This window comes from Rhizobium terricola, from assembly GCF_012927355.1.
GTDB lineage: Bacteria > Pseudomonadota > Alphaproteobacteria > Rhizobiales > Rhizobiaceae > Allorhizobium > Allorhizobium terricola.
Map to the genome: position 1 here is coordinate 34,549 of NZ_JABBGK010000003.1, position 23,314 is coordinate 57,862.

Genomic DNA, 23,314 nt, shown 5'->3' on the forward strand with positions numbered 1-23,314 from the left:
GTGAGTCGGGCGAGGTCACCGCGTGTTCTGACGATCCCTGCGGGGCGGCCCTTCCTCAAGGTTCTGGCCAAGGCTCTTCTCGACGGGACGCTTGCTCAGGACTACCGCTACGACCCCTCCGACCCTCTGTCGCTGGCGAAGGTGACGATCCTCGTTCCCACGCGTCGTGCCGCCCGTGTCCTCAGATCGGCCTTCGTCGACCTGCTCGGCGGACAATCGGCGATCCTTCCGGTTATTCGTCCCCTCGGCGAGACGGAGGACGACAACGGTTTCTTCGAAACCGATGCCCCCGCGCTCCTCGATCTCGCGCCTCCGATCGGCGGCACCGTCATGCTTCTGGAGCTCGCGCGGCTGATCCTTGCATGGCGCAACCAGCTGCCCGCCATCGTCCGCAGTATTCACGCCGACACGCCGCTGGTGGCCCCGGCGAGCCCCGCGGACGCAATCTGGCTGGCGCGATCGCTCGCCGAGCTGATCGACGCCGTGGAAACGGAAGGACGCGACTGGGCCGATCTCTCCAAGCTCGACGCGCGCGAGTTCGCGTCTTGGTGGCAACTGACACTCGAATTCCTGCAGATTGCGACCGCGTTCTGGCCGGCTCGCCTCGAAGAACTCATGCGTTCTTCTCCCTCCCGACACCGCGACGCGGTCCTCAAGGCCGAAGCCCAGCGCCTCGGACGGCTTGAAGAGGACTATCCGGTGATCGTCGCGGGCTCGACAGGTTCCATTCCGGCCGCGGCCGAACTCATCGCGGCGATCGCGGAGAAACGGCAGGGCGTCGTGGTGCTGCCCGGGCTCGACAAGACCATGCCGGCCGAAGATTGGTCGAGGCTGGCAATCGAACCGGAGACCGGCCGTCCGGCCGACACAGCGGGGCGCGGCCATCCGCAATACGGGCTTTTTCGCCTCCTCGAACGCATGCAGATCGACCGCGAGGAAGTCGAAGCACTGGATCTCGCGGAGGACGATCTCGCCGATCGGGCCGAGATCCTGTCGCGCGCGCTCGCGCCGGCCGGTGCAACGGATGCGTGGCAGGCCTGGCGCAGCGCCTTCGGCGACCAGCGCTTTACACGGGCCTTTTCCAACGTATCCTTGATCGAGGCGGCCAATGAACGGGAAGAGGCTACCGCGATCTCGATCGCCCTTCGCCTCGCGCTGGAAAAGCCCGGCGCCGACGGGGGCGAGAGCCGCGTTGCGCTGATCACGCCGGACCGCGCGCTGGCCCGGCGCGTCACAGCCGAGCTTGCCCGGTTCGGCATTGTCGCCGACGACTCTGCCGGCACGCCTTTCAGCGCCACGCAGCAGGGCATCCTCGCCCAACTCATGCTTGAGGCGACGCTTCGGCCCGGTGATCCGGTTGCTTTGGTTTCGGTGTTGAAGCATCCGCTCGCACGGTTCGGCCTGCCAGAATCCACGTACCGTGCAGCGGCTGATGCACTTGAAACGATCGCGCTTCGCGGTGGTATCGAGCCGGTCGATCTCGCCATGCTGTCGGCACTTTTCGATCGCCGGCTCGCCGAGCATGAGACCGACAGGCATGCACCACAATGGCGCCGTTCACTGGATCCCGAGGCGATCAATGCGGCACGCGATCTCGCGGTCCGCATTTCGCGGGCCGTCGAGCCGCTGGTTTCAGTCCTGGTCCGCATCGCGGACGGGCGCGTGCTCACCGACAAGCTGTCGATCAGCCAGTGGGCCGAACGGACCGGACGAGTGCTTGAAGCCGCCTGCGCGGACGAACGCGGCGATCTCTCGGCACTCTGGTCCGACGAGGCCGGTGAAACGCTGGCCGACAAGCTCGGCGAGATCATGTCCGCGGACGGACATATCGAGGCGGATGGACCGCAATGGATCGACATCTTCGGCGCCCTGACCGCCAGCGACGCGGTCAAGCCGAAAGCGATGCGCCATCCCCGCGTCTTCGTCTTCGGCACGCTTGAGGCCCGCCTGCAAAGCGTGGACATGACGGTGATCGGCGGCATGAACGAAGGGTCGTGGCCGGGACAGACCACCAACAACCCCTTCCTTTCACGCCTGATGAAAGCCGAGATGGGCCTGGAGCCGCCTGAACGGCGGATCGGCCAGTTGGCCCATGATTTCGAGATGGCCAGCGGCACCCGACACCTCGTCTACTCCCGAGCCTTGCGCCAGGGCTCGGCACCCACAGTGGCGTCGCGCTGGCTGCAACGCCTGCTGGCGCTCGGCGGCAAGCCGTTCGAAAAGGAGCTCAAGGCGCGTGGAGACGTCTACCGCCATTATGCGAGCCTGATCGACCGGGGAGACAATCAGCTTGCCGCCCAGCGCCCAGCACCAAAACCGCCTGCAGACCTGCAACCGACGCAGTTTTCCTTCAGTGAGGTTGGGCGTTTCCGGCGCGATCCCTATTCGCTCTATGCGCGTCGTATCCTCAAGCTCGATCCGGTCGACGGCTTCAACGAGGATCCAGGCGCTGCGGAGCGCGGGACGCTTTATCACAGGATCATCGAGCGCTTCGTCAGCGAGGGCCACGATCCTGCCCTGCCGCAAGCCGAAGAAGCCATGCAGCGCATCACAAACGAGCTCTTCGATCAGGAACGCCTTCCAACTCATATCGACATCGTTTGGCGGCAGAGGTTCGCTGCGATCGGCCGAGCCTTTGTCGAATGGGAGCGTGCACGCCGACCCGAGATCCGCAAAACGTTGACCGAAGCCCGAGGCGCGATCGAATTGTGGAATGGCATCAAGATCACCGGCGTCGCAGACCGCATCGACGTGAAAGGCGGGGGCTTTGCGGACATCATCGACTACAAGACGGGGCTGAGCCCCAGCAGTGCCCAGGCACGGAGCTTGCTTGATCCGCAGCTCGCGCTCGAAGCGGCGGCACTCAGAGCCGGCGCCTTTCGCGATGCGGGTCCCCTGACGCCCGAGAACTTGCTCTATGTGCGCCTCAAGCCCAGCGAGACCTTGCGCGTGGACCAGGTGAACAACGAACTCAACGGACGCGGAGACAACAAGAAATCAGCGACCGACCTTGCCGACCAATCGGTCGACGAACTGGCCAAGTTTGTCGAGGCTCTCAGGAGTGGCACTCGGGGCTATGTCTCACGCCTGATGCCGGCGCAGCAGAACGATTTTGGCGGCGAATACGATCATCTGGCCCGTGTTGCGGAGTGGTCGACAGCCGAGACGGAGGAAGCCTCCGGTGACGAATGACGATCTGACCTCGCTTCCTTCCGGCAACGATCCCGCTGTCTGGCGGGATTGGACGACGTTACAGCAGGCGACGGCATCCGATCCCCGGAATTCGGCCTGGGTGTCGGCCAATGCCGGTTCCGGCAAAACCCATGTGCTCACCCAGCGGGTGATCAGGTTGCTCTTGGCAGGCGCCCGGCCCTCATCCATTCTCTGCCTGACCTACACGAAGGCGGCGGCGTCCGAGATGTCGAACCGCGTTTTCTCGCGGCTCGCCGAATGGGCCACACTCTCGGACGAGGCACTGACCGAACGCCTCTACGAAATCGAGCGGACAAGGCCGGACCAGCTCAAGCTCGCGCAGGCAAGGCGGCTCTTCGCCAAGGCGCTAGAGACACCCGGCGGCCTGAAGATCCAGACCATCCACGCCTTCTGCGAGGCGCTGCTGCACCAGTTTCCGCTGGAGGCCAATGTCGCGGGGCATTTCAATGTCCTCGATGACCGGGCCGCCTATGCGGTGCTCGCCGAAGCGCGCCGTTCCCTCCTTATAGCAAGCTCGTCAGAGGACGATGCCGCCCTTGCGGAGGCCTTTTCCCTCGTGCTCGGCATCGGAGACGAAAGCGGCCTGGAAGCCCTGCTGGGCGATCTCGTCGCCAACCGGCATGCCGTTCGAGAATTTTCCAGAGCCGCCCGCGCTGGCGGTGGTGTCGAATTCACACTTCGCAGAGGACTTGGCCTTTCCGCCGACGAAACAGAAGAGAGCCTGGCCGCGAGTTGCTGGCCATTGCCCGGCCTCGAAGGGTCGGTTCTTCATCACTACCTCGATCTTGCCCGGGAAAAGGGTGGCGAGAAGGTCAAGGCGACCGCCGAGGCACTCGGCCACGCCAGCCGGGAGCGTGATCCGCTGCGGCGCATGGCCCTCCTGGAGGAGAGCTTTCTCACCAAGGCCGAAACGCCGAAGGCAGACGTCTCTCTGATCGCGGCGGCAATGACCAAGGTGGCACCCGCCCTTCGCGATGCCGTCGCCCTCGCGCGCGACCATGTCGTCGCGTGCCGGGACCGGCTACGCGTCCTGAGAATGTTCAACGCGACCATGGCCGCGCTAACGCTCGCCGAACGACTGGATGCCGACTACGAGGATCTGAAGAAGAAGCGCAGCCAACTCGATTTCGAGGATCTGATCGCTCGCACCGCCGAGCTTCTGATCCGAAGCGATGTCGGCCCATGGGTGCATTACAAGCTCGACCAGGGTATCGACCACATTCTCGTCGACGAGGCGCAGGACACCAGCCCGATCCAGTGGTCCGTCATCCGCTCGTTGCGCGAGGAGTTCTTCTCGGGAGACAGCGCGCGCGCATTGACGCGCACCTTCTTTGCTGTCGGCGATGAGAAGCAGTCAATCTACTCGTTCCAGGGCGCTCGCCCGGAACGTTTCGCAGAGGAGGCCTCGGTCACCAGAAGCGAGGTGGAGCGCAGCGGCGAGGCGTTCAGCTCCCTGCGCCTGCCGCTCTCCTTCCGCTCGACGGAAACGGTCTTGACTGCCGTCGACCAGGTCTTCCGGGCCCCGGATAATGCCCGAGGCCTGAGTGCGGCAGGCACGGATATAGTGCACATGTCGAACCGCATCGGTCATCCCGGCTCCGTCGATCTCTGGGACATGATCACGCCGGAGCCCGCGGAAAAGACGGAGGACTGGACCGCTCCCTTCGATGCGACGCCGGAAAGCGCTCCGTCCGCCGTGCTTGCCCGGCGTATTGCCTATGCCGTCGAAGGCTTGATTGGCAAGGAGACCATCGTCGAGAAAGGCGTCCGCCGCCCGATCCGGCCCGGTGATATCCTGGTGCTGGTGCGCAAGCGTGACAACTTCGTCAACGCGCTGACCCGTGCGCTGAAGCGGCGCAACAACATTCCCGTTGCCGGAGCCGACCGGCTCAAGCTCACCTCGCATATCGCGGTCCAAGATCTCCTGGCACTCGGCCGCTTCTGCCTGCTTCAGGCCGATGACCTCTCGCTTGCGGCTCTTCTCAAGAGCCCGCTCTTCAACCACAGCGAAGACTATCTCTTCGACCTGGCAGCGCTCAGGCCGGTGGAAACCAGCCTCTGGCTCCGTCTCGCCCAGTCCGCCGAAGAAGACCCTTTACGCTGGGAACGGACGAAACGGCGACTTGACGGCTTCATATCGCTTTCGCGGACGCTCCCGGTCCACGATTTCTACGCCCGCGTGCTCGGCGTTCATGGCGGACGCCGCTCCTATCTGGCGCGGCTCGGCACGGAGGTCAGCGATATTCTCGACGAATTCCTCAGCTTCGCGCTGGCCTTCGAGACGGCCGGCATGCCGGGTCTTCAGGCCTTCGTGTCGACGCTGGAGACCGAGGCGCCCGAAGTGAAGCGCGAGCAGGACAAGGATCGGGACGAAGTGCGGATCATGACCGTGCACGCCTCGAAAGGCCTGGAGGCACCTATCGTCTTCCTCGTCGACGGCGGCGGAAAGGCCTTCAATCACAGTCATCTCGCCAATTTTCGCATGATCGAGACCGGCGGTGGCGTACCGCCCTTGCCGATCTGGGTACCGGGCAAGGGGCTTGCAAACGCGCTGACGGATGCGGATGTCGAGCGCCGCAAGCAACTCGCCGAGGAAGAATATCGACGCCTGCTCTACGTGGCGATGACCCGAGCCGCCGACCGACTGGTGATTTGCGGCTATCGCGGCGTTCAGGAGCCGGGAGACGTCTGGCATCGCATGATCGCCGACGCACTCAGTGCCGATCCGAGCCGATGCAAGGAGGTCGAATTCGCTGGGCCGGACGGAACATGGAACGGCCTTTCATGGCGATTGGCTGCTTCGGAAAAGGCGTTCGACACACAGGCCGAAAGCCCGGCCAACCTGCCCGATGACCGGTTGCCGGAGGCTCTGCTCCGACCACTGCCAGCGACCAGCGGCCTGCCGCGTCCGCTCAGTCCCTCAAGCGCCGGCGCGATCATCATCGACGAAGCGGATGACGCACTGGTGACGTCCCCGCTGTTTTCCGACCAACCGTCCGCAGGCATCGCGCTTCAGAAGGGACGACTGATCCATCGGATGCTGCAGATGCTGCCGTCCCTTCCTGAGCCCGATCGTGAGGCGGCCGCCTGGCGCTATGCAGCACGCGCCGCCCGATTCTGGCCCGCGGGGGAACGCGACGCGCTGGTGCAAACGGTGATGGCGGTGCTCGAGCATCCCGACCTTGAAGGCGTATTTACCGGCCATGCGCAGGCGGAGGTTTCGGTGATGGGGACCTTCGTCCTCAATGACGAGGAACGAGCGGTTTCCGGTCGTATCGACCGGATGGCCGTGCTGAAGGACAGAGTCGTTCTGGTCGACTACAAGACCAACCGAAGTCCGCCGCGAAATGCCGGCGATGCGCCCGTCTCGCACAGGGCGCAGCTCGCCATCTATCGGGAAATCCTGCGTCCTCTCTATCCCGGCTGCCACTTCGATTGCCTGCTCGTATACACCGAGACCGGGACGGTTCTCAGCCTCGACGAGGCCTCGCTGTCACAATCGCTTGCTGCGCTCAAGACATCGTGAGATACCGCATATTGAAAAGATGCCGCGAGACATCACATATCTAGTTACAAATCGATACCGGCAAAGGAGCAGCCCATGGCTACGGTGAAAGTCGACAATTCCAATTTCCAGAGCGAAGTTCTCGAGGCGGCTGAACCGGTCGTCGTTGATTTCTGGGCAGAATGGTGCGGTCCGTGCAAGATGATCGCTCCGAGCCTTGAAGAAATCTCCACTGAGCTTGCCGGCAAGGTGAAGGTCGTGAAGGTCAACATCGACGAAAACCCGGAGATTGCCGCCAAGTTCGGCGTGCGGTCGATCCCGACGCTTGCCATGTTCAAGGGTGGCGAAGTGGCCGACATCAAGGTTGGCGCTGCTCCGAAGACGGCGCTTTCGAGCTGGATTTCCAGCGCCGCCTGATTGGCTTTGCGACTGAAATGGAAAAGCCGGGTTCAAACCCGGCTTTTTTCATTTTGGCGGGGTGCCGTTGTCTGAGAGCACATTGCCGACAAGATAGAGCGATCCACCGATCAGGATGCGTGGCGCCGGCATGTCCGGATCCAGACGCTCGGAAATTTCTTTAAGCGCTTCAGCAACAGACGAGACGGGAGCCGCGACCAGTCCCGCATCGAAGGCGGCCTCAGCCAAGGCTACCGGATCAAGCGCCGCGTCGGTACCACGGATCGGAACGGTGAAGACGTCCTGCGCAATATCGGCGAAAGCACGGAAATAGCCGACCGGATCCTTGGTGTTGATCATCCCGGTGACAAGATAGAGCGGTCGAGACTGGCGCTCCTCGAACCCTGCCATGGCCTCGGCTATAACCTCGCCGGCGCCGGGGTTGTGACCGCCATCGACCCAGATCTCCGCTCCGGCCGGGGCAAAATCCATCAGCTTGCCTTCCGTCAGCCGCTGAAGACGGCCCGGCCATTCCACCCCACTCATCGCCTTCTCAGCCACCGCATTGGTGACCTCGAAACCAGCCGCCTTCACTGCGCGTATCGCCGCTGCCGCATTGGCATACTGGTGCCGGCCCGGAAGACGCGGCACCGGCAGATCCATGAGGCCGAATTCGTCCTGGTAGACAAGTCGACCGAATTCTTCGTGGGCGCCGAAATCCTGACCAAACACGGTGTGGGGGCAACCGAGCCGCTCCGCCGTGGCAATCAATACGTCCCGGGCGGACTCATATTCCTGCTGGCCGATGACGACGGGATGCCCACGTTTCATGATCCCGGCCTTCTCGGCGGCGATCAGCTCGACTCGATCGCCGAGATAGGGCTGATGATCAAGAGAGATCGGCATGATAACCGAAACCGCCGGATGGTCGATGACGTTGGTCGCGTCGAAACGACCGCCGAGACCGACCTCGATGATCGCCACGTCGGCCGGGTGCTCGGAAAAGAGGAGGAAGGTGGCAGCCGTCAGGATCTCGAAGACAGTGATCTGTTGTCCGCCATTGGCATCGGCGATTCGACGCAAGACCTCGGCGAGAACCTCGTCTTCGACCAGCTTGCCTGGGCCTCCCTTGACGCCTATGCGATAGCGTTCATGCCAGTTCACCAGGTGCGGCGAGGTGTGCACGTGCACACTGAGGCCCTGGGCCTCCAGCAACGCGCGACAGAAGGCTGTCACCGAGCCCTTGCCGTTGGTGCCTGCGACGTGGATGACGGGGGGAAGCCGCAGCTGCGGATTGCCCAGGACGTCAAGCAGCCGCCGGATACGGTTGAGAGAGAGATCGAAACCCTTGGGGTGAAGCCCCATGAGCTCGTCGATTACCTGTTCTGCCTTGCTGAAGGCGGGCTCGGCCATGATCTTGATTCCGCTCTTCGCCTCGATCGACAGGCAAACCCCGGCCTCAGGCCGAGGCCGCCTCCACGACCGGCTTGGCAGCCGGAACGCCGGCACCGACCGGACGCTTCATCATGATTTTCAGGACGCGCGCCAGAAGCGACGGGATCTCGTGCCGCTTGACCACCATGTCGATCATGCCATGTTCCAGGAGATATTCCGAGGTCTGGAAGCCCTCGGGAAGCTTTTCGCGGATGGTCTGCTCGATGACGCGCTTGCCGGCAAAGCAGATCTCGGCTCCCGGTTCTGCGATGTGCAGATCGCCCAGCATCGCATAGGATGCCGTCACGCCACCGGTGGTCGGGTTGGTCAGGACGACGATGTAGGGAAGACCGGCCTCCTTCAGCATGTTGACGGCAACGGTGGTGCGCGGCAGCTGCATCAGAGAGAGGATGCCTTCCTGCATGCGGGCGCCGCCGGAAGCCGGGAACATGACCAGCGGGCACTTTTCAGCAATCGCCCGTTCGAACGCCTTCACGATCGCCTCGCCGGCGGCGATGCCGAGCGAGCCGCCCATGAAGTTGAATTCGTGGACGACGGCAACGAGCTTGACGCCCTCGACGGTGCCGACACCGGAGAGGATCGTATCTTCCTGCTCGGTCTTCAACCGGCTGTCTTTCAGCCGGTCGACGTATTTCTTCGAATCACGGAACTTCAGCGGATCCTGCGCCACCTTCGGCTGCGACAGGGCCTCGTACTGACCATTGTCGAAAAGGTCGATGAGGCGTGCTTTCGCAGGCATCTTCATGTGATAGCCCGAAGCCGGGATCACCCACTTGTTTTCCTCGAGATCCTTGTGAAAGACCATCTCGCCGGTTTCGGGGCACTTGATCCAAAGATTCTCGGGAACCTCGCGGCGGCCCAGCATGGAATTGATCCGCGGCCGCACGTAGTTGGTAATCCAGTTCACTTGACTAACTCCTGACTGTCCCAGTCAATATGGGAAGACTATTCGGCAGCGGCAAGGCGAGCGGCATGAACGCCGGCCGACAGGCCACGGACGAAGGTGGCTACCGACTGAACGGTGTCGGCGGTCGCCTTGCCGTCCTTGTCGAGCGACGTGGCCACCTGATTGACGATCGCCGTACCAACGACGACGCCATCGGCCGATGCGCCGATGAGACGCGCATGCTCGGCCGTTTTGACGCCGAAGCCGACGCAGACCGGCAGATCGGTCTTGCTCTTGATGCGGTCAACGGCACCGGCAATCTTCGACGGATCGGGTAGCGCCGAGCCGGTGATCCCCGTCATCGACACGTAATAGACGAAGCCCGACGTATTGGTCAGCACCTTGGGGAGGCGCTTGTCATCCGTCGTTGGCGTCGTCAGACGGATGAAGTTGATGTCGCGCTTGCGGGCCGGGATGCACAATTCACTATCCATTTCGGCGGGAAGATCGACAATGATGAGGCCGTCAATACCGGCCTCCAGGGCGTCGTCGAGGAAACGCTCGACGCCATAGACGTAAACAGGGTTGTAGTAGCCCATGATGACGATCGGGGTCGTGTCATCCCCCTTGCGGAATTCGCGGGCCATCTGCAGCGTCTTCTTCATCGTCTGGCCGCCCTTCAGCGCCCGCTGGCCTGCCAGCTGGATCGCGGGACCATCGGCCATCGGATCGGAGAAGGGTGCGCCAAGCTCGATGATGTCGGCGCCAGCGCCGGGAAGCGCCTTCATAATTTCCAGCGAGGTTTCGTAGTCCGGATCGCCCCCCATGAAATAGGTGACGAGCGCCGGCCGGCCCGCGGCTTTCAGTTCGGCGAATTTCTTATCCATGCGAGCGGTCATGTCAGAGCCCCATTCCGAGAATCTTGCCGACGGTGAAGATGTCCTTGTCGCCGCGGCCGCACAGGTTCATGACAATGATCTGGTCCTTGTCCATGTTGGGCGCGCGCTTGATCACTTCGGCCAGTGCATGGCTGGGCTCTAGCGCGGGGATGATACCCTCCGTGCGGGTGAGCATCTGGAATGCGGCGAGCGCCTCGTCGTCCATGATCGGCACGTATTCGACACGGCCCTGGTCCTTGAGCCAGGAATGCTCCGGACCGATGCCGGGATAGTCGAGACCGGCCGAGATCGAGTGGCCTTCCTTGATCTGTCCGTCGCCGTCCTGCAGCAGATAGGTGCGGTTGCCGTGGAGAACGCCCGGCGAACCGGCGGTCAGCGAAGCGCAGTGCTCCTCGCCGTCCAGGCCCTTGCCGCCGGCTTCGACGCCGACGATCTTGACCGATGTGTCATCGAGGAAGGGATGAAAGAGACCGATGGCGTTGGAGCCGCCGCCGACCGCAGCCACCAGCATGTCCGGCAGGCGGCCTTCGGCGGCCAGCATCTGCTCACGGGCCTCACGACCAATCACCGACTGGAATTCGCGCACCATTTCTGGATAGGGGTGCGGCCCGGCGGCGGTGCCGATCATGTAATAGGTGTCGTCGACATTGGTGACCCAGTCACGCAGCGCCTCGTTCATTGCGTCCTTCAGCGTGCCGTGACCGGCAGTCACCGGCTTCACCTCTGCGCCGAGAAGCTTCATGCGGAACACGTTCGGCGCCTGGCGCTCGACATCGGTCGCGCCCATGTAAACGACGCAAGGAATACCGAAGCGGGCGGCGACAGTCGCGGACGCCACGCCGTGCTGGCCGGCGCCCGTCTCGGCGATGATGCGGGTCTTGCCCATCCGCTTGGCCAACAGGATCTGGCCAAGGCAGTTGTTGATCTTGTGCGATCCCGTGTGATTGAGCTCGTCGCGCTTGAAGTAGATCTTCGCGCCCCCCAACTCCTCGGTCAGCCGCTCGGCGAAATAAAGCGGGCTCGGACGACCCGTATAGTGGGTGTTGAGATGGGCGAGCTCCGCCTGAAATTCGGCGTCGGTCTTTGCCTTTTCCCACTCGGCCTGCAGGTCGAGGATCAGTGGCATCAGCGTCTCGGCCACGAAACGTCCGCCGAAAATCCCGAACAGGCCGTCTTCGTCGGGTCCTTCACGGAAGGAATTGGGTCTCGGTGTCTCGTTCACTCTCAGCTCCCTGAAACCGGCTCGCGAACCGAAGCTCGGTCGATCGCCGCGAAAAACTCATCCATCTTGTGCAGATCCTTGACGCCCGGTGCGCTCTCCACGCCGGACGACACGTCAATACCGCGGGCACCGGTCTCCATCAGCGCATCGGCGATGTTGTCCTTGTTGAGGCCACCGGAAAGCATGTAATCGACACCGGCGTCAAGCGTACGCAGGACGCGCCAGTCGAACGACACACCGTTGCCACCCGGCAGATCTGACCCTGCCGGCGGCTTGGCGTCGAACAGAAACCGATCGGCTATACCGATATAGGGCTCGATCCGCTTCAGATCATCAAGCTCGCGGATGGAAAATGCCTTCATGACCGGCAGGCCGGTGACGGCCTTGATGGTCAACACCCGCTCAGGGCTTTCCTTGCCGTGGAACTGCAGAATGTCGGGCCTGACAAGCGCGATGATCTCGTCGAGGTCGTCATTGTCGGCGTCGACGGTAACAGCGACGATCTTGGCGCGTCCCCTCGCCCGGTCGGCCAGCACGCCGGCCAGGTCCGGCTCGATGTTGCGCGGGCTCTTGCCGAAGAAAATGAAGCCGACATGGGTCGCGCCGCGTTCGACGGCACGATCGACCGCCTCCGGCGTCTTCAATCCGCAGATCTTGATATCGGGTCTCATGGCAGCGGAAGTCGCACGAAAACGCAAAAGAGTCGAGCCAATTTGCGACAACGCCGGTTCGCGAGGCTCAAAGTCTCAATCGAAATCGATGGCGTGCAGCTGGGTGCCGTGACGCTTGAGCCAAGCCTTGGCGGTTTCCATGTGCGGGCACAGTTCACGGCATAGTGACCAGAAAGCCGGGCCGTGGTTCATCTCGCGTAGATGGGCTACCTCGTGGGCGGCGAGATAGTCGATCACCGGCGGCGGCGCCATGACGATGCGCCACGAAAAACTCAATGCCCCATCCCAGGAACAGGAACCCCAGCGGCTGCGGGTGTCTTTCAGGGTCAAAGACTTCACGGGCTTGCCGACAGCTCTGGCATGAACGGCAACGAGACCCTCCAGATCGCGCCGCGCCTCCTTTTTCAGGAATGTCGCTACGCGCCGACCCAAATGTTCTTCCATGCCGCTGACGCTCAACACCGGCCCGACCTCGGAATCGATCGCTTCGGTCAAGCCGCGCAGCTGACCGGAGTGGATGATCCGATGAGAGACACCGCGCAGAAGGATTTCGCCACCGTCGGCCAAATGCTTGTCGGTCGAAAACTTGGCAAGCCGGCTTTCCAGCCAGCCGCGATGCCGATCGAGGAAGTCGGCGATCTCGCGGTCCTTCAGGCCGGGCGGGACCGTCATCTTCAGGCCCCGGCCGCCCGGTTCAATGCGGAGCGTGATCCGGGTCGCACGCGGGTTGCTGCGGACCACCAGCGGCATTTCGCGACCGCTCACATCGAGCACGCGGCTCGATGTCATCGGGGTCTTTGTCCGTGCCGGTTTCTGCAGGAAAGAAAACATGGCCTCGTCTTAGCCGATTCGCCCGGGGAACGCATGAAAAAGCCGGCACGCCAAGGTGCCGGCCCATTACCGCAAGGCTCGGCGTTCAGACGCCTGCGGCGCCCGATGCCGCGTCATCACCGTCGGGACGGACGGCGGAACGATCGCGCATGAAGCGGTCGAACTCCTCCTGGTCCTTGGCGCGACGCAGTTCCCGCACATAGCGGTCGAAGTCGGCGCGCATCTCATCAAGCTTGCGGCGCTCTTCCTCGATGCGTTCGATCTCGGCCTTGCGCCAGTCGTCGAAGGCCACATTGCCCGTGGAGAAATGGGCGTTGCGAAAACCGCTCGCGCGGCATTTGCCGAACATGCCGTCGGCAGTCTGGTTGGCGCTCCGCTTGAACTCACGGAAGCGATCACCGAACAGAATATAGGCCAGCATGGCCAGTCCCAGAGGCCAGAACACCATGAAGCCGAGCACCATCAAGGCAACGGTCGCCGGCGTCCAATCCGGCCGAAGCAGTGCTGACTGGTTCATCATCGATTACCCTCGCTTTCTTCGGCGGCGGGATGCCGGCCGATGGGAATCGATGTGGGAAAGGCTCCCCTCGCCTTCAAGGAGAGCCTTTCGGCAATCGGCTAATGTACTGAAACCCTCACGGAAAACGTGAGACCGTCAGGTCGATTTCCCGCCCTTGATGACGCGCTTGACCGGACCCGTCTTCACACTCCCCGAATGTTGGGTGGCAAAGGCGACGATACGCGGAGCAATTTCCTTGCGGAATCGGGAGCCGTTGAACACACCGTAGTGCCCGACGTCCGGCTGCAGGTAGTGCATACGCTTGTCGTCGGGGATGTTCGAGCAGATCGTCTGTGCCGCACGCGTTTGGCCGACACCGGAGATGTCGTCATTCTCGCCTTCGACGGTGAGCAGCGCCACGTTTCGGATGGCCTTGGTGTTCACCAGCTTGCCACGGTGCATCATCTCGCCCTTGGGCAAGGCATGTTTGATGAAGACCGTGTCGACGGTCTGGAGATAGAACTCCGCGGTCAGGTCCATGACCGCCAGATATTCATCGTAGAAGTCGCGATGCTTCTCGGCCGAGTCCCCGTCGTTCTTGACGAGGTGCATGTAGAAGTCCTTGTGGGCGATCATGTGACGGTCGAGGTTCATCGACATGAAACCGGACAACTGAAGAAAGCCCGGATAGACCGCGCGCATGAAACCGGGCTGCGGCCACGGCACGTTCATGATCACGTTGTCCTTGAACCAATCGAGCGGCTTGTTCTGGGCGAGCTCGTTGACGGCCGTCGGGTTGATGCGGGTGTCGATCGGACCACCCATAAGGGTCATCGATGCGGGCGCCAGCGGATCATTGTTGTCTTCCATGACGGCGACGGCCGCGAGTACGGGCACCGAGGGCTGGCAGACCGCGACCAGATTGGTATCGGCGCCAAGGTGGTGAACCATCTCGATAACGTAGTCGATATAGTCGTCGAGATCAAAGTTGCCGTCCGTGACGGGCACCATCCGGGCATCGATCCAGTCGGTGATGTAGACGTCGGCGCTCGGCAGCAGCGCCTCGACAGTGCCACGCAACAGCGTCGCATAGTGACCTGACATCGGGGCGACGATCAGGATGCGCGGACCGGTTCCCTGCCCCGCCGGAAGATCACGGCGAAAATGGATGACGTTGCAGAACGGCCGTTTCCAGACGATCTCTTCGGTGACTGCGACGGGCTGGCCGTTGACCACCGTGGTGGGCAGACCGAATTCCGGCTTGCCGTAGCGACGCGTCACGCGTTCGAACACTTCAAAGCCCGCGGCGAGCGTTCGGCCGACAACCGTGTGGGATAGCGGATTGAACGGATTGCGATAGGCGAGCCGCATTGCGTCAGCGGTCGCCCGAAAAGGCGCCATTGCCGCATGGTTCATCTCATAGAGCTGGTAGAACATGAATCCGCTGCCTTTTCGTTTCCGCAGTCCGAGCCGTCTGACGAATCTCAAAACTAGCAGAGTTTGGTTAATTAGGAACTGCTATGTTCGTCGTAGGGTCACAGGCGCAAGACCGTCGCTCCACATCCGATACGCACTATACGCACAATCGCACCGAGGCGTTAAAAGTTCCACGCCCGAAGCTGGTTAATGTTTCACGCATTGGCAGACCGGGGTGCCGTCACTTTCCAGAGCCGGTATCCTTGCAAGGTTTGCCCAGCCCTATATCTACTTCTGCGTCACTTTACCGAAGCCGGTGATTTCCCAGCCGGCGTTTGCAGCCCCCTTCGGAGCAGATCCTTCCATGACCAAGAGCAACGACCGCGTATCCGAGTATGATATCGACCCGATCTTCCTTGATCGGTGGTCTCCACGTTCCTTCACCGGAGAAGCAATGGAGGAGAAGGCATTGCTGACCCTTCTCGAGGCCGCGCACTGGGCGCCGTCGGCCAGCAATTATCAGCCGTGGCGGTTTGTCTACGCTCTCAACACATCGCCGGACTGGGGACGATTCCTGGGACTGCTCGCCGAGTCCAACCAGGTCTGGGCGAAGTACGCTTCGGCCCTGGTCTTCTTTTTCTCCGATACGCTGAGCCGTCGCGACGATGGCACTGAACCGAAACCCTTCCGTAGCCACAGCTTCGATACCGGTGCCGCATGGGCGATGCTGGCGCTGCAAGCCGTTCGTTCGGGTTATCTCGCGCATGGGATGGGTGGCGTCGACTTCGATCGTGCAATCGTGGAACTCGGCGCCCCGGCGGGTTTCAGGGCTGAAGCAGCGGTTGCGATCGGCCGCCGTGCGGAAAAGGCTCTGTTGCCCGAGCACCTGCAGGCCCGTGAGGTGCCGAGCAATCGCAAGGCGCTTCGGGATGTCGCCTTCGCGGGAACTTTCCCGCGAAGCTGATTTATCGGCAGTTAACCAAGTGTTTCACGTGAATCACTCCTTAGCCGGATTCACGAAACCTGCGCACCCTAGATATCGAGGTTCGCAACGCTCAGCGCGTTGTCCTGAATGAACTCGCGGCGAGGCTCGACCTCGTCGCCCATCAGGCGGGTAAACAGACCATCGGCGTCAGTCGCATCGTTGACGCGCACCTGCAGCAGAGACCTGACGTTCGGATCGAGCGTCGTTTCCCAAAGCTGCTCGGCATTCATTTCTCCGAGACCTTTGTAACGCTGCATGGTCAGGCCCTTGCGGCCGGCCGCAAAGATCGAGTTCAGAAGCGCACGCGGGCCGGAGATCTCGCTCTTTTCCTCCTTGCGCTTCAAGACCGGCGGCACGCCGTAGATGTCGTGCAGGCGGGCCGAGAGTTGGTCGATGTGGCGAGCATCGGCGGAGCCGATCAGCGCCACGTCCAGGCTCGCGACTTCCTTGACGCCACGAACCATGCGCTCAAAGCGGAGGCCCCCCTCGTCGGTCACATGTCCGGTCCAGCCGCGCTCGGTCTCCTCGGCAATGAGGTCGAGACGCTTGGCCACGTCGGCGGCCGTCGCCTCTGCGCGTTCACGGTTGTCGGTGAGTTCCGGATTGAGCGCGCCGGAGATTGCGGCCTGCTCGATCACATTGCGATTGTATCGGGAATGGAGGCCGTCGATCAGCGTGCGCAGCCGCAACGCATCCTGGATCACTTCGCGCAGATCCTGACCGGCGCGGACTTCACCATTGCCGAGGGTCAGCGTGGTGTCTTCTAAACCCATGCTGATCAGGTAGTCCTCGAGGGCCTGCTCGTTCTTCAGATACTGAACGGACTTGCCGCGCGCGACCTTATAGAGCGGCGGCTGGGCGATGTAGATATGGCCGCGCTCGATCAGTTCCGGCATCTGCCGGAAGAAGAAGGTCAGCAGCAGCGTCCGGATGTGCGCGCCGTCGACGTCAGCATCGGTCATGATGATGATCTTGTGGTAGCGCAGCTTCTCGGCGTTGAATTCGTCCTTGCCGATCGAGGTACCGAGCGCGGTGATCAGGGTGCCGATTTCCTGACTAGACAGCATCTTGTCGAAGCGTGCGCGTTCCACGTTCAGGATCTTGCCTCGGAGCGGAAGGATCGCCTGGCTCTCGCGCGAGCGTCCCTGCTTCGCGGATCCGCCTGCGGAGTCACCCTCGACCAGGAAGAGTTCCGACTTCGCCGGATCACGTTCCGAACAATCGGCGAGCTTGCCGGGCAGCGACGCAATGTCGAGTGCGCCCTTGCGGCGGGTGAGCTCGCGCGCCTTGCGGGCGGCTTCACGCGCGGCGGCGGCTTCTACAACCTTGCCGACGAGGACCTTCGCATCCGAAGGGTGCTCCTCGAGCCAGGTCGAGAGCGCTTCGTTGACCAGGCTTTCGACAACCGGCCGCACTTCCGAAGACACAAGCTTGTCCTTGGTCTGCGACGAGAACTTGGGATCCGGCACCTTTACAGACAGAACCGCGGTCAGCCCTTCGCGGCAGTCGTCACCAGTGAGGCTGACCTTTTCCTTCTTCGTGATGCCGGACGTGTCGGCATAGGAGGTGATCTGGCGGGTCAACGCGGCGCGGAACCCGGCCATGTGGGTCCCCCCGTCGCGCTGGGGAATGTTGTTGGTGAAGCAAAGCACATTCTCGTGGTAGCTGTCGTTCCACCACATGGCGACCTCGACGGTGATCCCGTCCTTCTCGCCACGGATCGCCACCGGCTTCTCAACGAGCGGCTTCTTCACGCGATCGAGGTAAGCGACGAAGGCTTCGAGACCACCGTCGTACAGCAATTCTTCCTGTCGAATGTCTGACTTGCGTTTGTCAGTCAGGAGGATGCGAACGCCTGAGTTAAGGAAGGCGAGTTCGCGAAGGCGATGCTCCAGCGTGCCGTAGTCAAATTCGATCTGCGAAAAGGTCTCCAGGCTCGGCAGGAACGTGACTTCCGTACCCGAGCGGCCTTCGTAGTCACCGGTGGCAACCAACGGCGCATCTGCGACGCCGTGGGTAAAACTCATTTCGTGGATCTTGCCGGCACGCCGGATCTTCAACTTCAGCTTCGTGGAAAGGGCGTTGACCACCGAGACGCCGACGCCATGCAGACCACCAGACACCTTGTAGGAGTTCTGGTCGAACTTACCGCCGGCATGCAACTGGGTCATGATGACTTCGGCCGCAGACACACCCTCGCCCGTATGGATGTCGGTCGGAATGCCGCGGCCATTGTCGGTGACAGTTACCGAACCGTCCGCATTCAGCGTCACGGTAACAATGTCGGCGTGCCCTGCCAACGCTTCGTCAATGGCGTTGTCGACGACTTCGTAGACCATGTGGTGCAGGCCCGAACCGTCGTCGGTATCACCGATATACATGCCGGGACGCTTGCGCACCGCATCAAGGCCCTTGAGCACTTTGATCGAATCGGCGCCATATTCGGCCGGGCCACCATTTTCGTTGATCGGCGTGTCGGTCATTCAGCAATCTTTCCAGTCATCATCTCAAAAACCCGCATCTTCGAATCAGCGGCTTCAAGCGCTTGGACTATAGGAGGTTTGAGGCAAGTTCCAAAGCCGGGATGCGGATATCCCGTGGATATGCGGCCATTCTCGGGCCGTCAGGCCGTTTTTCCCGCCGCTTCGAGCAGGTTCCGGAGATCCCTTACCATGTCCGGCGAAAGGTGGCGAATCTTCCGGGCCAATTCGTTTGCCAAGGCCGTGTAGTCCGCCGGCATTCCGGAGGTGTCGACGACGACCCTCGGATCCGACGCCCCCGCCACCATGAAGAGCTCTTCGGCCTCGTCCCAGATGATGTTGAAGTAGCCCGCGACACGCTGGAGGAAATCGAAATTCGGCGTTCCGCGGCGTCCATGTTCGAGTGCCGAGAGGTAAGCGGGCGACACGCCGATGGCCGCGGCCATCTCCTTCTGCGACACACCCTTCCTTTCACGAAGGCGTCGAAGGGCCTCGCCAAAGGGTGTCATCGCCGCTCCCCCGTGCTGCGCGACAGGCGAACATAGAGTGCCCCATCGCCACCATGCTGACGCGCCGCGGCTTCGTAGCTCGATATGAGGTACCGAAACTCCGCCTTGGAAAACCACAGCGGCACCGCGCGCTTCAAGGCACCTTCGCTTCCAAGGGAGCTTCCCTTGCCGGTGATCACCAGGACATGGCGAAGGCCTCGTTCATGGGCGCGAATGAGAAAGTCGAGAAGGATGGAATGTGCTTCGCTCTGGATCAGGCCGTGCAAGTCGATGCGCGCTTCCAGCGCCAGATGCCCCCGCGAGAGTTTGCGCTTGACCGGCTTTTCGAGCGGATGATGTATGCCACCGGGTTTCTTCTGGCGGCCATTCGTTTCATCCGAGGCCTGCGATGCGGCAAGATCAGCCTTTGCAATCGGCTGTCCGGTGGCCTGCTCATCGAAATCCTCCTCGAATTCGAGAAGGTCCTCAAGTCGCCCGGGCATCGGCCGGGTGGAACGCGCGACCTTGCCCCAGAGGATGCGATCTTCCGTGCTGAGTTTTCTGCTGCCCGCCACTAGCCGAACCTCGATGCCGCCTGCTTCGGCACGAGTATATAGAAATCAGCGGCATCGCGAACAGCTCCGGCGCGTTCGCCCGCGACATCCCCGGAGCCCGTGAAGATATCCCCCCTTGCCGGTCCGACGATTGCCGTTCCCGTATCGAGGGCGAGCATCAGGCGGGCAAACGGCCGACCATGGTCGAGGCGCGTCAGGCTTTCGGAATGAATGAAGAAGGGGTAGCCGAAGCTGTGGATCAGCCGATCAACCGCCAGTGACCTCCCAGCGACCAGCGGCACCTTCGCCGCGGCAATCGGCCCGAGCGAGATATCTTCGACCTCCGCCTCGCGGAAGAAGATGTAGGAGCGATTGTGCCAGAGAACCTCGTCGACTTTTTCCGGATGGGCGGCGAGCCACGCCCGGATCGTCTGCATCGACACTTCGTCGAGCGTAATCTCTCCGCGGTCAATCAGGAGCCTGCCGATCGCCGAAAAAGGATGACCCGCCTTGGCGGCATAGGTGATCCGCTTCAATCCTCCGTCCGGATAGCGCAACCGGGCGGCGCCCTGGACATGGGCATAGAAGACGTCAACCCTGGATCTGGCCCAGGCTATCTCCAGGCCCCTGCCCTCAAGATAGCCTTCATCGATCGCGCGACGGTCCGGATAGGCCGATATGCCTTGGCCTGTCCTCAGGCCGAAAGCATAGCTGACATCCAGGCCGGCCGGGCGATTGCTCTCATCGAGATCGACCAGATCGTCAGGCCGACGATAGAAGGGAAAGCAGAATTCGGCATCGGGCCGGTCCGACACTAGGACTTCGGGTTCATAAAACGCCGTGACGAAACCACGATTGCCGTTCGACTGCTCGATCAGGAAAGGCCGGCATTCTGCTTCAAAAAAGGCCCGCGCTTCGGCAGCACTTGCCGGATGGGCGACGGCCGCGGCATCAAGAAGCGGCAGGAGATCTGCCGAGGAAAGGCCGCTCGATCCGGTTCGATAGGGTTTGACGTCCCTGATCTGCCGTCGACAGTTCGCGAGAGCCGCGAGGAGCGCCGACGGATCGTCTTCACGCCAGCCTGGCAACGCATCAAAGCCCACCGGCGTGAAGCGAAAGTCCATGTTCTCGACCCTTACGCCTCGGATTCGGTAGCGACGAGCTTCCAGTTCGGATCGCGCGACCGGACGTCGCGAGCAAAGGTCCAGAGATCGTTGACCTCGGAGACTTGTTCGGCGTCGCCGTCGATCAGGGCGCCGGCCTTATCATAGGTCGCCGTGATGAGCTGGCAGATGATGCGAACCGTGATCAGTTCCTCGTTGTCCTTCACAGCAGCCTGGGTGATCTCGGCCCTCTCGATGCCGACAAAGGTCGACTTCACCACCTCGCCACGAGACTCGCGATCGGCGATGACGGCTTCGAAACCTTCCAGCACCTCACGCGAAAGCAGGCTCTTGAGCGTCTTGCGATCGCCATCGGCAAAAGCCATGACGATCATCTCGTAGGCCATCCGGGCGCCGTTCAGGAATTCCTTCGGGTTGAAGTTCGGGTCATGCTTGACGACTTCGCGAAGCGAATCGTTGAGCGGTGTGCCGGGCTTGGCGAAACCGTCGATCGAGGCAAAGCGTTCATCAGCCACTGCATCCTCGCGGCGCGGCAGGGTCACGACCTTGCCATCTTCGCTTCCGGGGCCCTTGGCGAGGTCGCGCGGGCTATAGGGTTCGAACGGCGGCTTCTCGTTGCCGGTGCGACGACCGAGCACGCTGCGCAGCTGCAGGAAGATCAGAACTGCCGCGACAAGAAAGAAGAGAGTGACAAAATCGTTTGATCCCATAGCTATCTGCCGGCCTTGTTTAATTTCCCGCTCGTGACACCCATATAGTCTGCCTATGATCATCATTCAAATAGCCAATCGGCTTTCTTTGAACGGTGGCACGCACGGGTCCGTGAACAGCGGATCGATTGGAGAATAGAACAATGCGCATACCTTTGGCGATCCTACTGCTTCTACCCCTCGCGGAGATCGCCACATTCGTCTTCGTCGGGAAATATATCGGCGTCCTCGCGACGCTTGCCCTCATCATCCTCTCAGGCGTGGTGGGTCTCCTGCTCCTGCGCATTCAGGGCGCGGGCGTGCTCCGGCGCCTGCAGACCGAGAGCCGCAATGAGAAGGGGTCGGCGCGTGAGATCACCCGCGGCGCGATGATCGTGGTCGGCGCCTTCCTGTTGCTCATTCCCGGCTTTCTCACCGACATTCTGGGAATCCTGCTGTTCATTCCTTTCGTTCGCGAATTCGTGTGGTCGCTTGTTCGACCCCATGTGACCTTTGCGGGGGCAAGCCATTTCTCCTACCGTACAAACACGTCCTCGACTGAGAGAGATACCGGCCGTTCGACCGTCATCGATCTCGATACGGAGGACTATCAACGCGAACCCAACCGCCAGTCGCCCTGGTCTTCCGTGCGCGACGGACGCGAAGATTGAGCGGGGCTGGAGGCCGTCCGGCGCAAGGGTTGTAAGGCCTTTGCCGAAATGTTAGATGGCCTCACCAATTCAAGCCGCGAGGAACGCCCTATGGCAGACGAAAATCAGGGATCGCAGTCCCCTTCCCTCAACATTCTTGCCCAGTACATCAAGGATCTCTCGTTCGAGAATCCGGGCGCTCCGCGGTCGCTGCAGTCGCGCGACAAGGCTCCGGCGATCAACATCAACGTGAACGTCAACGCCAACCCGCTCTCGGAATCCGATTTCGACGTCGTGCTCGCGCTCAACGCTGAAGCAAAGGATGGCGACAAGGTCCTGTTCGCCTGCGAACTCGTCTATGGCGGCGTCTTCCGCGTCACCGGTTTTCCGCAGGAACACATGCTGCCGGTCCTCTTCATCGAATGCCCGCGTCTTCTGTTCCCATTCGCTCGCCAGATCGTCGCCGACGCAACGCGCAACGGCGGTTTCCCGCCGCTGATGATCGACCCGATCGATTTTGCCCAGATGTTCGCCCAGCGCGTTGCCGAAGAGCAGTCCCGGGCGAAGGTATCTGCCCCGAACTGATCGGCGCACACATAAGACCACATGGAAAGGCCCGGGTTGACCGGGCCTTTTTCGTATCGGATCAGTTGTACTTGCCCCAGATCGCCTTCTGGCCGAGCCGAGCCACCAATGCCGCGTGCCCGTCAATCTCCGCCTGGCTGACCCGTGGCGGCAACATCCGCGGACGGTCGTAACTGATCTCGATGATCTCGACTTCCTCATTGCCCGTTGCACCGGCGCGCCCACCTTCTGCCGGCATCAATCCGAAAGCCGCCTGGCGGCCACCGAGCATTTCGATGTAGACCTCGGCAAGGAGTTCGGAGTCGAGCAAAGCGCCGTGCTTGGTACGATGGGAATTGTCGATGCCGTATCGACGACAGAGCGCATCCAGCGAGTTTGGACCCATCGGATGCTTGCGTCTCGCCAGTGCGAGAGTATCAACCACGAGGTCGGTCGCGACCGGCGGACGGCCAAGACGCTCGAATTCCGCATTGATGAAGTTGATGTCGAAGGTGGCGTTGTGAGCGACCCACTTCGCGCCTTCGAAGAACTCCACCAGTTCTTCAACGATCTGCTCGAAGGGCGGCTTGTCCTTGAGGAAGTCATCGGTGATGCCGTGCACCGCGAGCGCGTCCGGATGGACGCGGCGATCGCCCGGATTGATAAAGACATGGAAGCTGCGGCCGGTCGGAAAATGGTTCAGAAGTTCGATGCCACCGATTTCGATGACGCGGTCATTCTTGAATTCGAGGCCTGTCGTTTCCGTATCGAAGACGATTTCACGCAT

Annotated in this window: 20 protein-coding genes; 6 read left to right on the forward strand and 14 right to left on the reverse strand. The window is 61.9% G+C overall.

All coding sequences use genetic code 11. The annotated features are described in order from the left end of the window. The 3 genes from addB to trxA all read left to right on the forward strand — a co-directional run bounded on the left by addB (window position 1) and on the right by trxA (window position 7,135). Window positions 1–3,192, forward strand: coding sequence for a double-strand break repair protein AddB (gene addB, locus HHL25_RS15255; RefSeq protein ID WP_169593080.1), 3,192 nt, complete (start codon window positions 1–3; stop codon window positions 3,190–3,192). After that, entirely contained in the window at window positions 3,182–6,739 is a 3,558-nt protein-coding gene (gene addA / locus HHL25_RS15260; RefSeq protein WP_169593082.1) for a double-strand break repair helicase AddA, read from the forward strand. Before addB ends, addA begins: the two co-directional genes overlap by 11 nt. Before the next feature lie 75 nt (window positions 6,740–6,814). Then, window positions 6,815–7,135, forward strand: coding sequence for a thioredoxin (gene trxA, locus HHL25_RS15265; RefSeq protein ID WP_169593085.1), 321 nt, complete (start codon window positions 6,815–6,817; stop codon window positions 7,133–7,135). Window positions 7,136–7,183: 48 nt separating this feature from the next. Here trxA and HHL25_RS15270 read toward each other — a convergent pair whose 3' ends face one another. From HHL25_RS15270 to HHL25_RS15305, 8 genes are all read right to left on the reverse strand, one after another. Beyond that, window positions 7,184–8,479, reverse strand: coding sequence for a bifunctional folylpolyglutamate synthase/dihydrofolate synthase (locus HHL25_RS15270; RefSeq protein WP_169594001.1), 1,296 nt, complete (start codon window positions 8,477–8,479; stop codon window positions 7,184–7,186). Between the two features lie 94 nt (window positions 8,480–8,573). Continuing rightward, window positions 8,574–9,476, reverse strand: coding sequence for an acetyl-CoA carboxylase, carboxyltransferase subunit beta (accD, locus tag HHL25_RS15275; protein ID WP_169593088.1), 903 nt, complete (start codon window positions 9,474–9,476; stop codon window positions 8,574–8,576). Between the two features lie 38 nt (window positions 9,477–9,514). Continuing rightward, window positions 9,515–10,354, reverse strand: a complete 840-nt coding sequence (gene trpA, locus HHL25_RS15280; RefSeq protein WP_169593090.1) for a tryptophan synthase subunit alpha — start codon at window positions 10,352–10,354, stop codon at window positions 9,515–9,517. A 1-nt stretch (window position 10,355) separates the two neighbouring features. Next, window positions 10,356–11,576 carry a tryptophan synthase subunit beta gene (trpB, locus tag HHL25_RS15285; protein ID WP_169593093.1) on the reverse strand — a complete coding sequence of 407 codons (1,221 nt, stop codon included), beginning with the start codon at window positions 11,574–11,576 and terminating at the stop codon, window positions 10,356–10,358. A 2-nt stretch (window positions 11,577–11,578) separates the two neighbouring features. After that, window positions 11,579–12,247, reverse strand: a complete 669-nt coding sequence (locus tag HHL25_RS15290) for a phosphoribosylanthranilate isomerase (protein ID WP_169593095.1) — start codon at window positions 12,245–12,247, stop codon at window positions 11,579–11,581. Between the two features lie 75 nt (window positions 12,248–12,322). Next, entirely contained in the window at window positions 12,323–13,078 is a 756-nt protein-coding gene (locus HHL25_RS15295) for a M48 family metallopeptidase (protein ID WP_169593097.1), read from the reverse strand. A gap of 85 nt (window positions 13,079–13,163) precedes the next feature. Beyond that, entirely contained in the window at window positions 13,164–13,595 is a 432-nt protein-coding gene (locus HHL25_RS15300) for a DUF2852 domain-containing protein (protein ID WP_169593100.1), read from the reverse strand. Between the two features lie 138 nt (window positions 13,596–13,733). Continuing rightward, window positions 13,734–15,014, reverse strand: coding sequence for a polyhydroxyalkanoate depolymerase (locus HHL25_RS15305; RefSeq protein WP_169593103.1), 1,281 nt, complete (start codon window positions 15,012–15,014; stop codon window positions 13,734–13,736). A 343-nt stretch (window positions 15,015–15,357) separates the two neighbouring features. On the opposite strand from HHL25_RS15305, the gene HHL25_RS15310 reads away from it, so the two are divergent. Next, window positions 15,358–15,957 carry a nitroreductase family protein gene (locus HHL25_RS15310; RefSeq protein ID WP_169593105.1) on the forward strand — a complete coding sequence of 200 codons (600 nt, stop codon included), beginning with the start codon at window positions 15,358–15,360 and terminating at the stop codon, window positions 15,955–15,957. 68 nt (window positions 15,958–16,025) lie between these two features. Here the strand turns inward: HHL25_RS15310 and gyrB are convergent, their stop codons facing one another. The 5 genes from gyrB to HHL25_RS15335 all read right to left on the reverse strand — a co-directional run bounded on the left by gyrB (window position 16,026) and on the right by HHL25_RS15335 (window position 21,334). Next, entirely contained in the window at window positions 16,026–18,461 is a 2,436-nt protein-coding gene (gene gyrB / locus HHL25_RS15315; protein WP_169593108.1) for a DNA topoisomerase (ATP-hydrolyzing) subunit B, read from the reverse strand. 140 nt (window positions 18,462–18,601) lie between these two features. Next, window positions 18,602–18,967 carry a helix-turn-helix domain-containing protein gene (locus tag HHL25_RS15320; RefSeq protein WP_169593110.1) on the reverse strand — a complete coding sequence of 122 codons (366 nt, stop codon included), beginning with the start codon at window positions 18,965–18,967 and terminating at the stop codon, window positions 18,602–18,604. Next, window positions 18,964–19,521 carry a Smr/MutS family protein gene (locus tag HHL25_RS15325; protein WP_315853081.1) on the reverse strand — a complete coding sequence of 186 codons (558 nt, stop codon included), beginning with the start codon at window positions 19,519–19,521 and terminating at the stop codon, window positions 18,964–18,966. Before HHL25_RS15325 ends, HHL25_RS15320 begins: the two co-directional genes overlap by 4 nt. Beyond that, window positions 19,521–20,624 carry a murein transglycosylase A gene (gene mltA, locus HHL25_RS15330; RefSeq protein WP_169593113.1) on the reverse strand — a complete coding sequence of 368 codons (1,104 nt, stop codon included), beginning with the start codon at window positions 20,622–20,624 and terminating at the stop codon, window positions 19,521–19,523. Before mltA ends, HHL25_RS15325 begins: the two co-directional genes overlap by 1 nt. A gap of 11 nt (window positions 20,625–20,635) precedes the next feature. Then, a complete protein-coding gene (locus HHL25_RS15335) occupies window positions 20,636–21,334 on the reverse strand; it encodes a Tim44/TimA family putative adaptor protein (RefSeq protein ID WP_169593116.1) in 699 nt (232 codons plus the stop codon). A gap of 143 nt (window positions 21,335–21,477) precedes the next feature. Between HHL25_RS15335 and HHL25_RS15340 the strand changes: the two genes are divergently transcribed. Together HHL25_RS15340 and secB are read left to right on the forward strand one after the other, a co-directional pair. Beyond that, window positions 21,478–21,984 carry an FxsA family protein gene (locus tag HHL25_RS15340; RefSeq protein WP_169593118.1) on the forward strand — a complete coding sequence of 169 codons (507 nt, stop codon included), beginning with the start codon at window positions 21,478–21,480 and terminating at the stop codon, window positions 21,982–21,984. 90 nt (window positions 21,985–22,074) lie between these two features. After that, window positions 22,075–22,548: a protein-export chaperone SecB gene (gene secB, locus HHL25_RS15345; protein ID WP_169593121.1), complete on the forward strand. Its 474-nt coding sequence runs from the start codon at window positions 22,075–22,077 to the stop codon at window positions 22,546–22,548. A gap of 61 nt (window positions 22,549–22,609) precedes the next feature. On the opposite strand, the gene dnaQ is transcribed toward secB, so the two are convergent. Beyond that, a complete protein-coding gene (dnaQ, locus tag HHL25_RS15350; protein WP_169593123.1) occupies window positions 22,610–23,314 on the reverse strand; it encodes a DNA polymerase III subunit epsilon in 705 nt (234 codons plus the stop codon).

Bases quoted from the DNA above. Each gene is read 5' to 3' on its own strand.
- HHL25_RS15290 (WP_169593095.1), bottom strand. From the start codon at position 12,247: ATGAGACCCGATATCAAGATCTGCGGATTGAAGACGCCGGAGGCGGTC.
- mltA (WP_169593113.1), bottom strand. From the start codon at position 20,624: ATGGACTTTCGCTTCACGCCGGTGGGCTTTGATGCGTTGCCAGGCTGG.
- trxA (WP_169593085.1), top strand. From the start codon at position 6,815: ATGGCTACGGTGAAAGTCGACAATTCCAATTTCCAGAGCGAAGTTCTC.
- HHL25_RS15300 (WP_169593100.1), bottom strand. From the start codon at position 13,595: ATGAACCAGTCAGCACTGCTTCGGCCGGATTGGACGCCGGCGACCGTT.
- HHL25_RS15305 (WP_169593103.1), bottom strand. From the start codon at position 15,014: ATGTTCTACCAGCTCTATGAGATGAACCATGCGGCAATGGCGCCTTTT.
- HHL25_RS15295 (WP_169593097.1), bottom strand. From the start codon at position 13,078: ATGTTTTCTTTCCTGCAGAAACCGGCACGGACAAAGACCCCGATGACA.
- dnaQ (WP_169593123.1), bottom strand. From the start codon at position 23,314: ATGCGTGAAATCGTCTTCGATACGGAAACGACAGGCCTCGAATTCAAG.
- trpA (WP_169593090.1), bottom strand. From the start codon at position 10,354: ATGACCGCTCGCATGGATAAGAAATTCGCCGAACTGAAAGCCGCGGGC.
- HHL25_RS15340 (WP_169593118.1), top strand. From the start codon at position 21,478: ATGCGCATACCTTTGGCGATCCTACTGCTTCTACCCCTCGCGGAGATC.
- HHL25_RS15270 (WP_169594001.1), bottom strand. From the start codon at position 8,479: ATGGGGCTTCACCCCAAGGGTTTCGATCTCTCTCTCAACCGTATCCGG.
- HHL25_RS15310 (WP_169593105.1), top strand. From the start codon at position 15,358: ATGACCAAGAGCAACGACCGCGTATCCGAGTATGATATCGACCCGATC.
- HHL25_RS15335 (WP_169593116.1), bottom strand. From the start codon at position 21,334: ATGGGATCAAACGATTTTGTCACTCTCTTCTTTCTTGTCGCGGCAGTT.
- gyrB (WP_169593108.1), bottom strand. From the start codon at position 18,461: ATGACCGACACGCCGATCAACGAAAATGGTGGCCCGGCCGAATATGGC.
- HHL25_RS15320 (WP_169593110.1), bottom strand. From the start codon at position 18,967: ATGACACCCTTTGGCGAGGCCCTTCGACGCCTTCGTGAAAGGAAGGGT.
- secB (WP_169593121.1), top strand. From the start codon at position 22,075: ATGGCAGACGAAAATCAGGGATCGCAGTCCCCTTCCCTCAACATTCTT.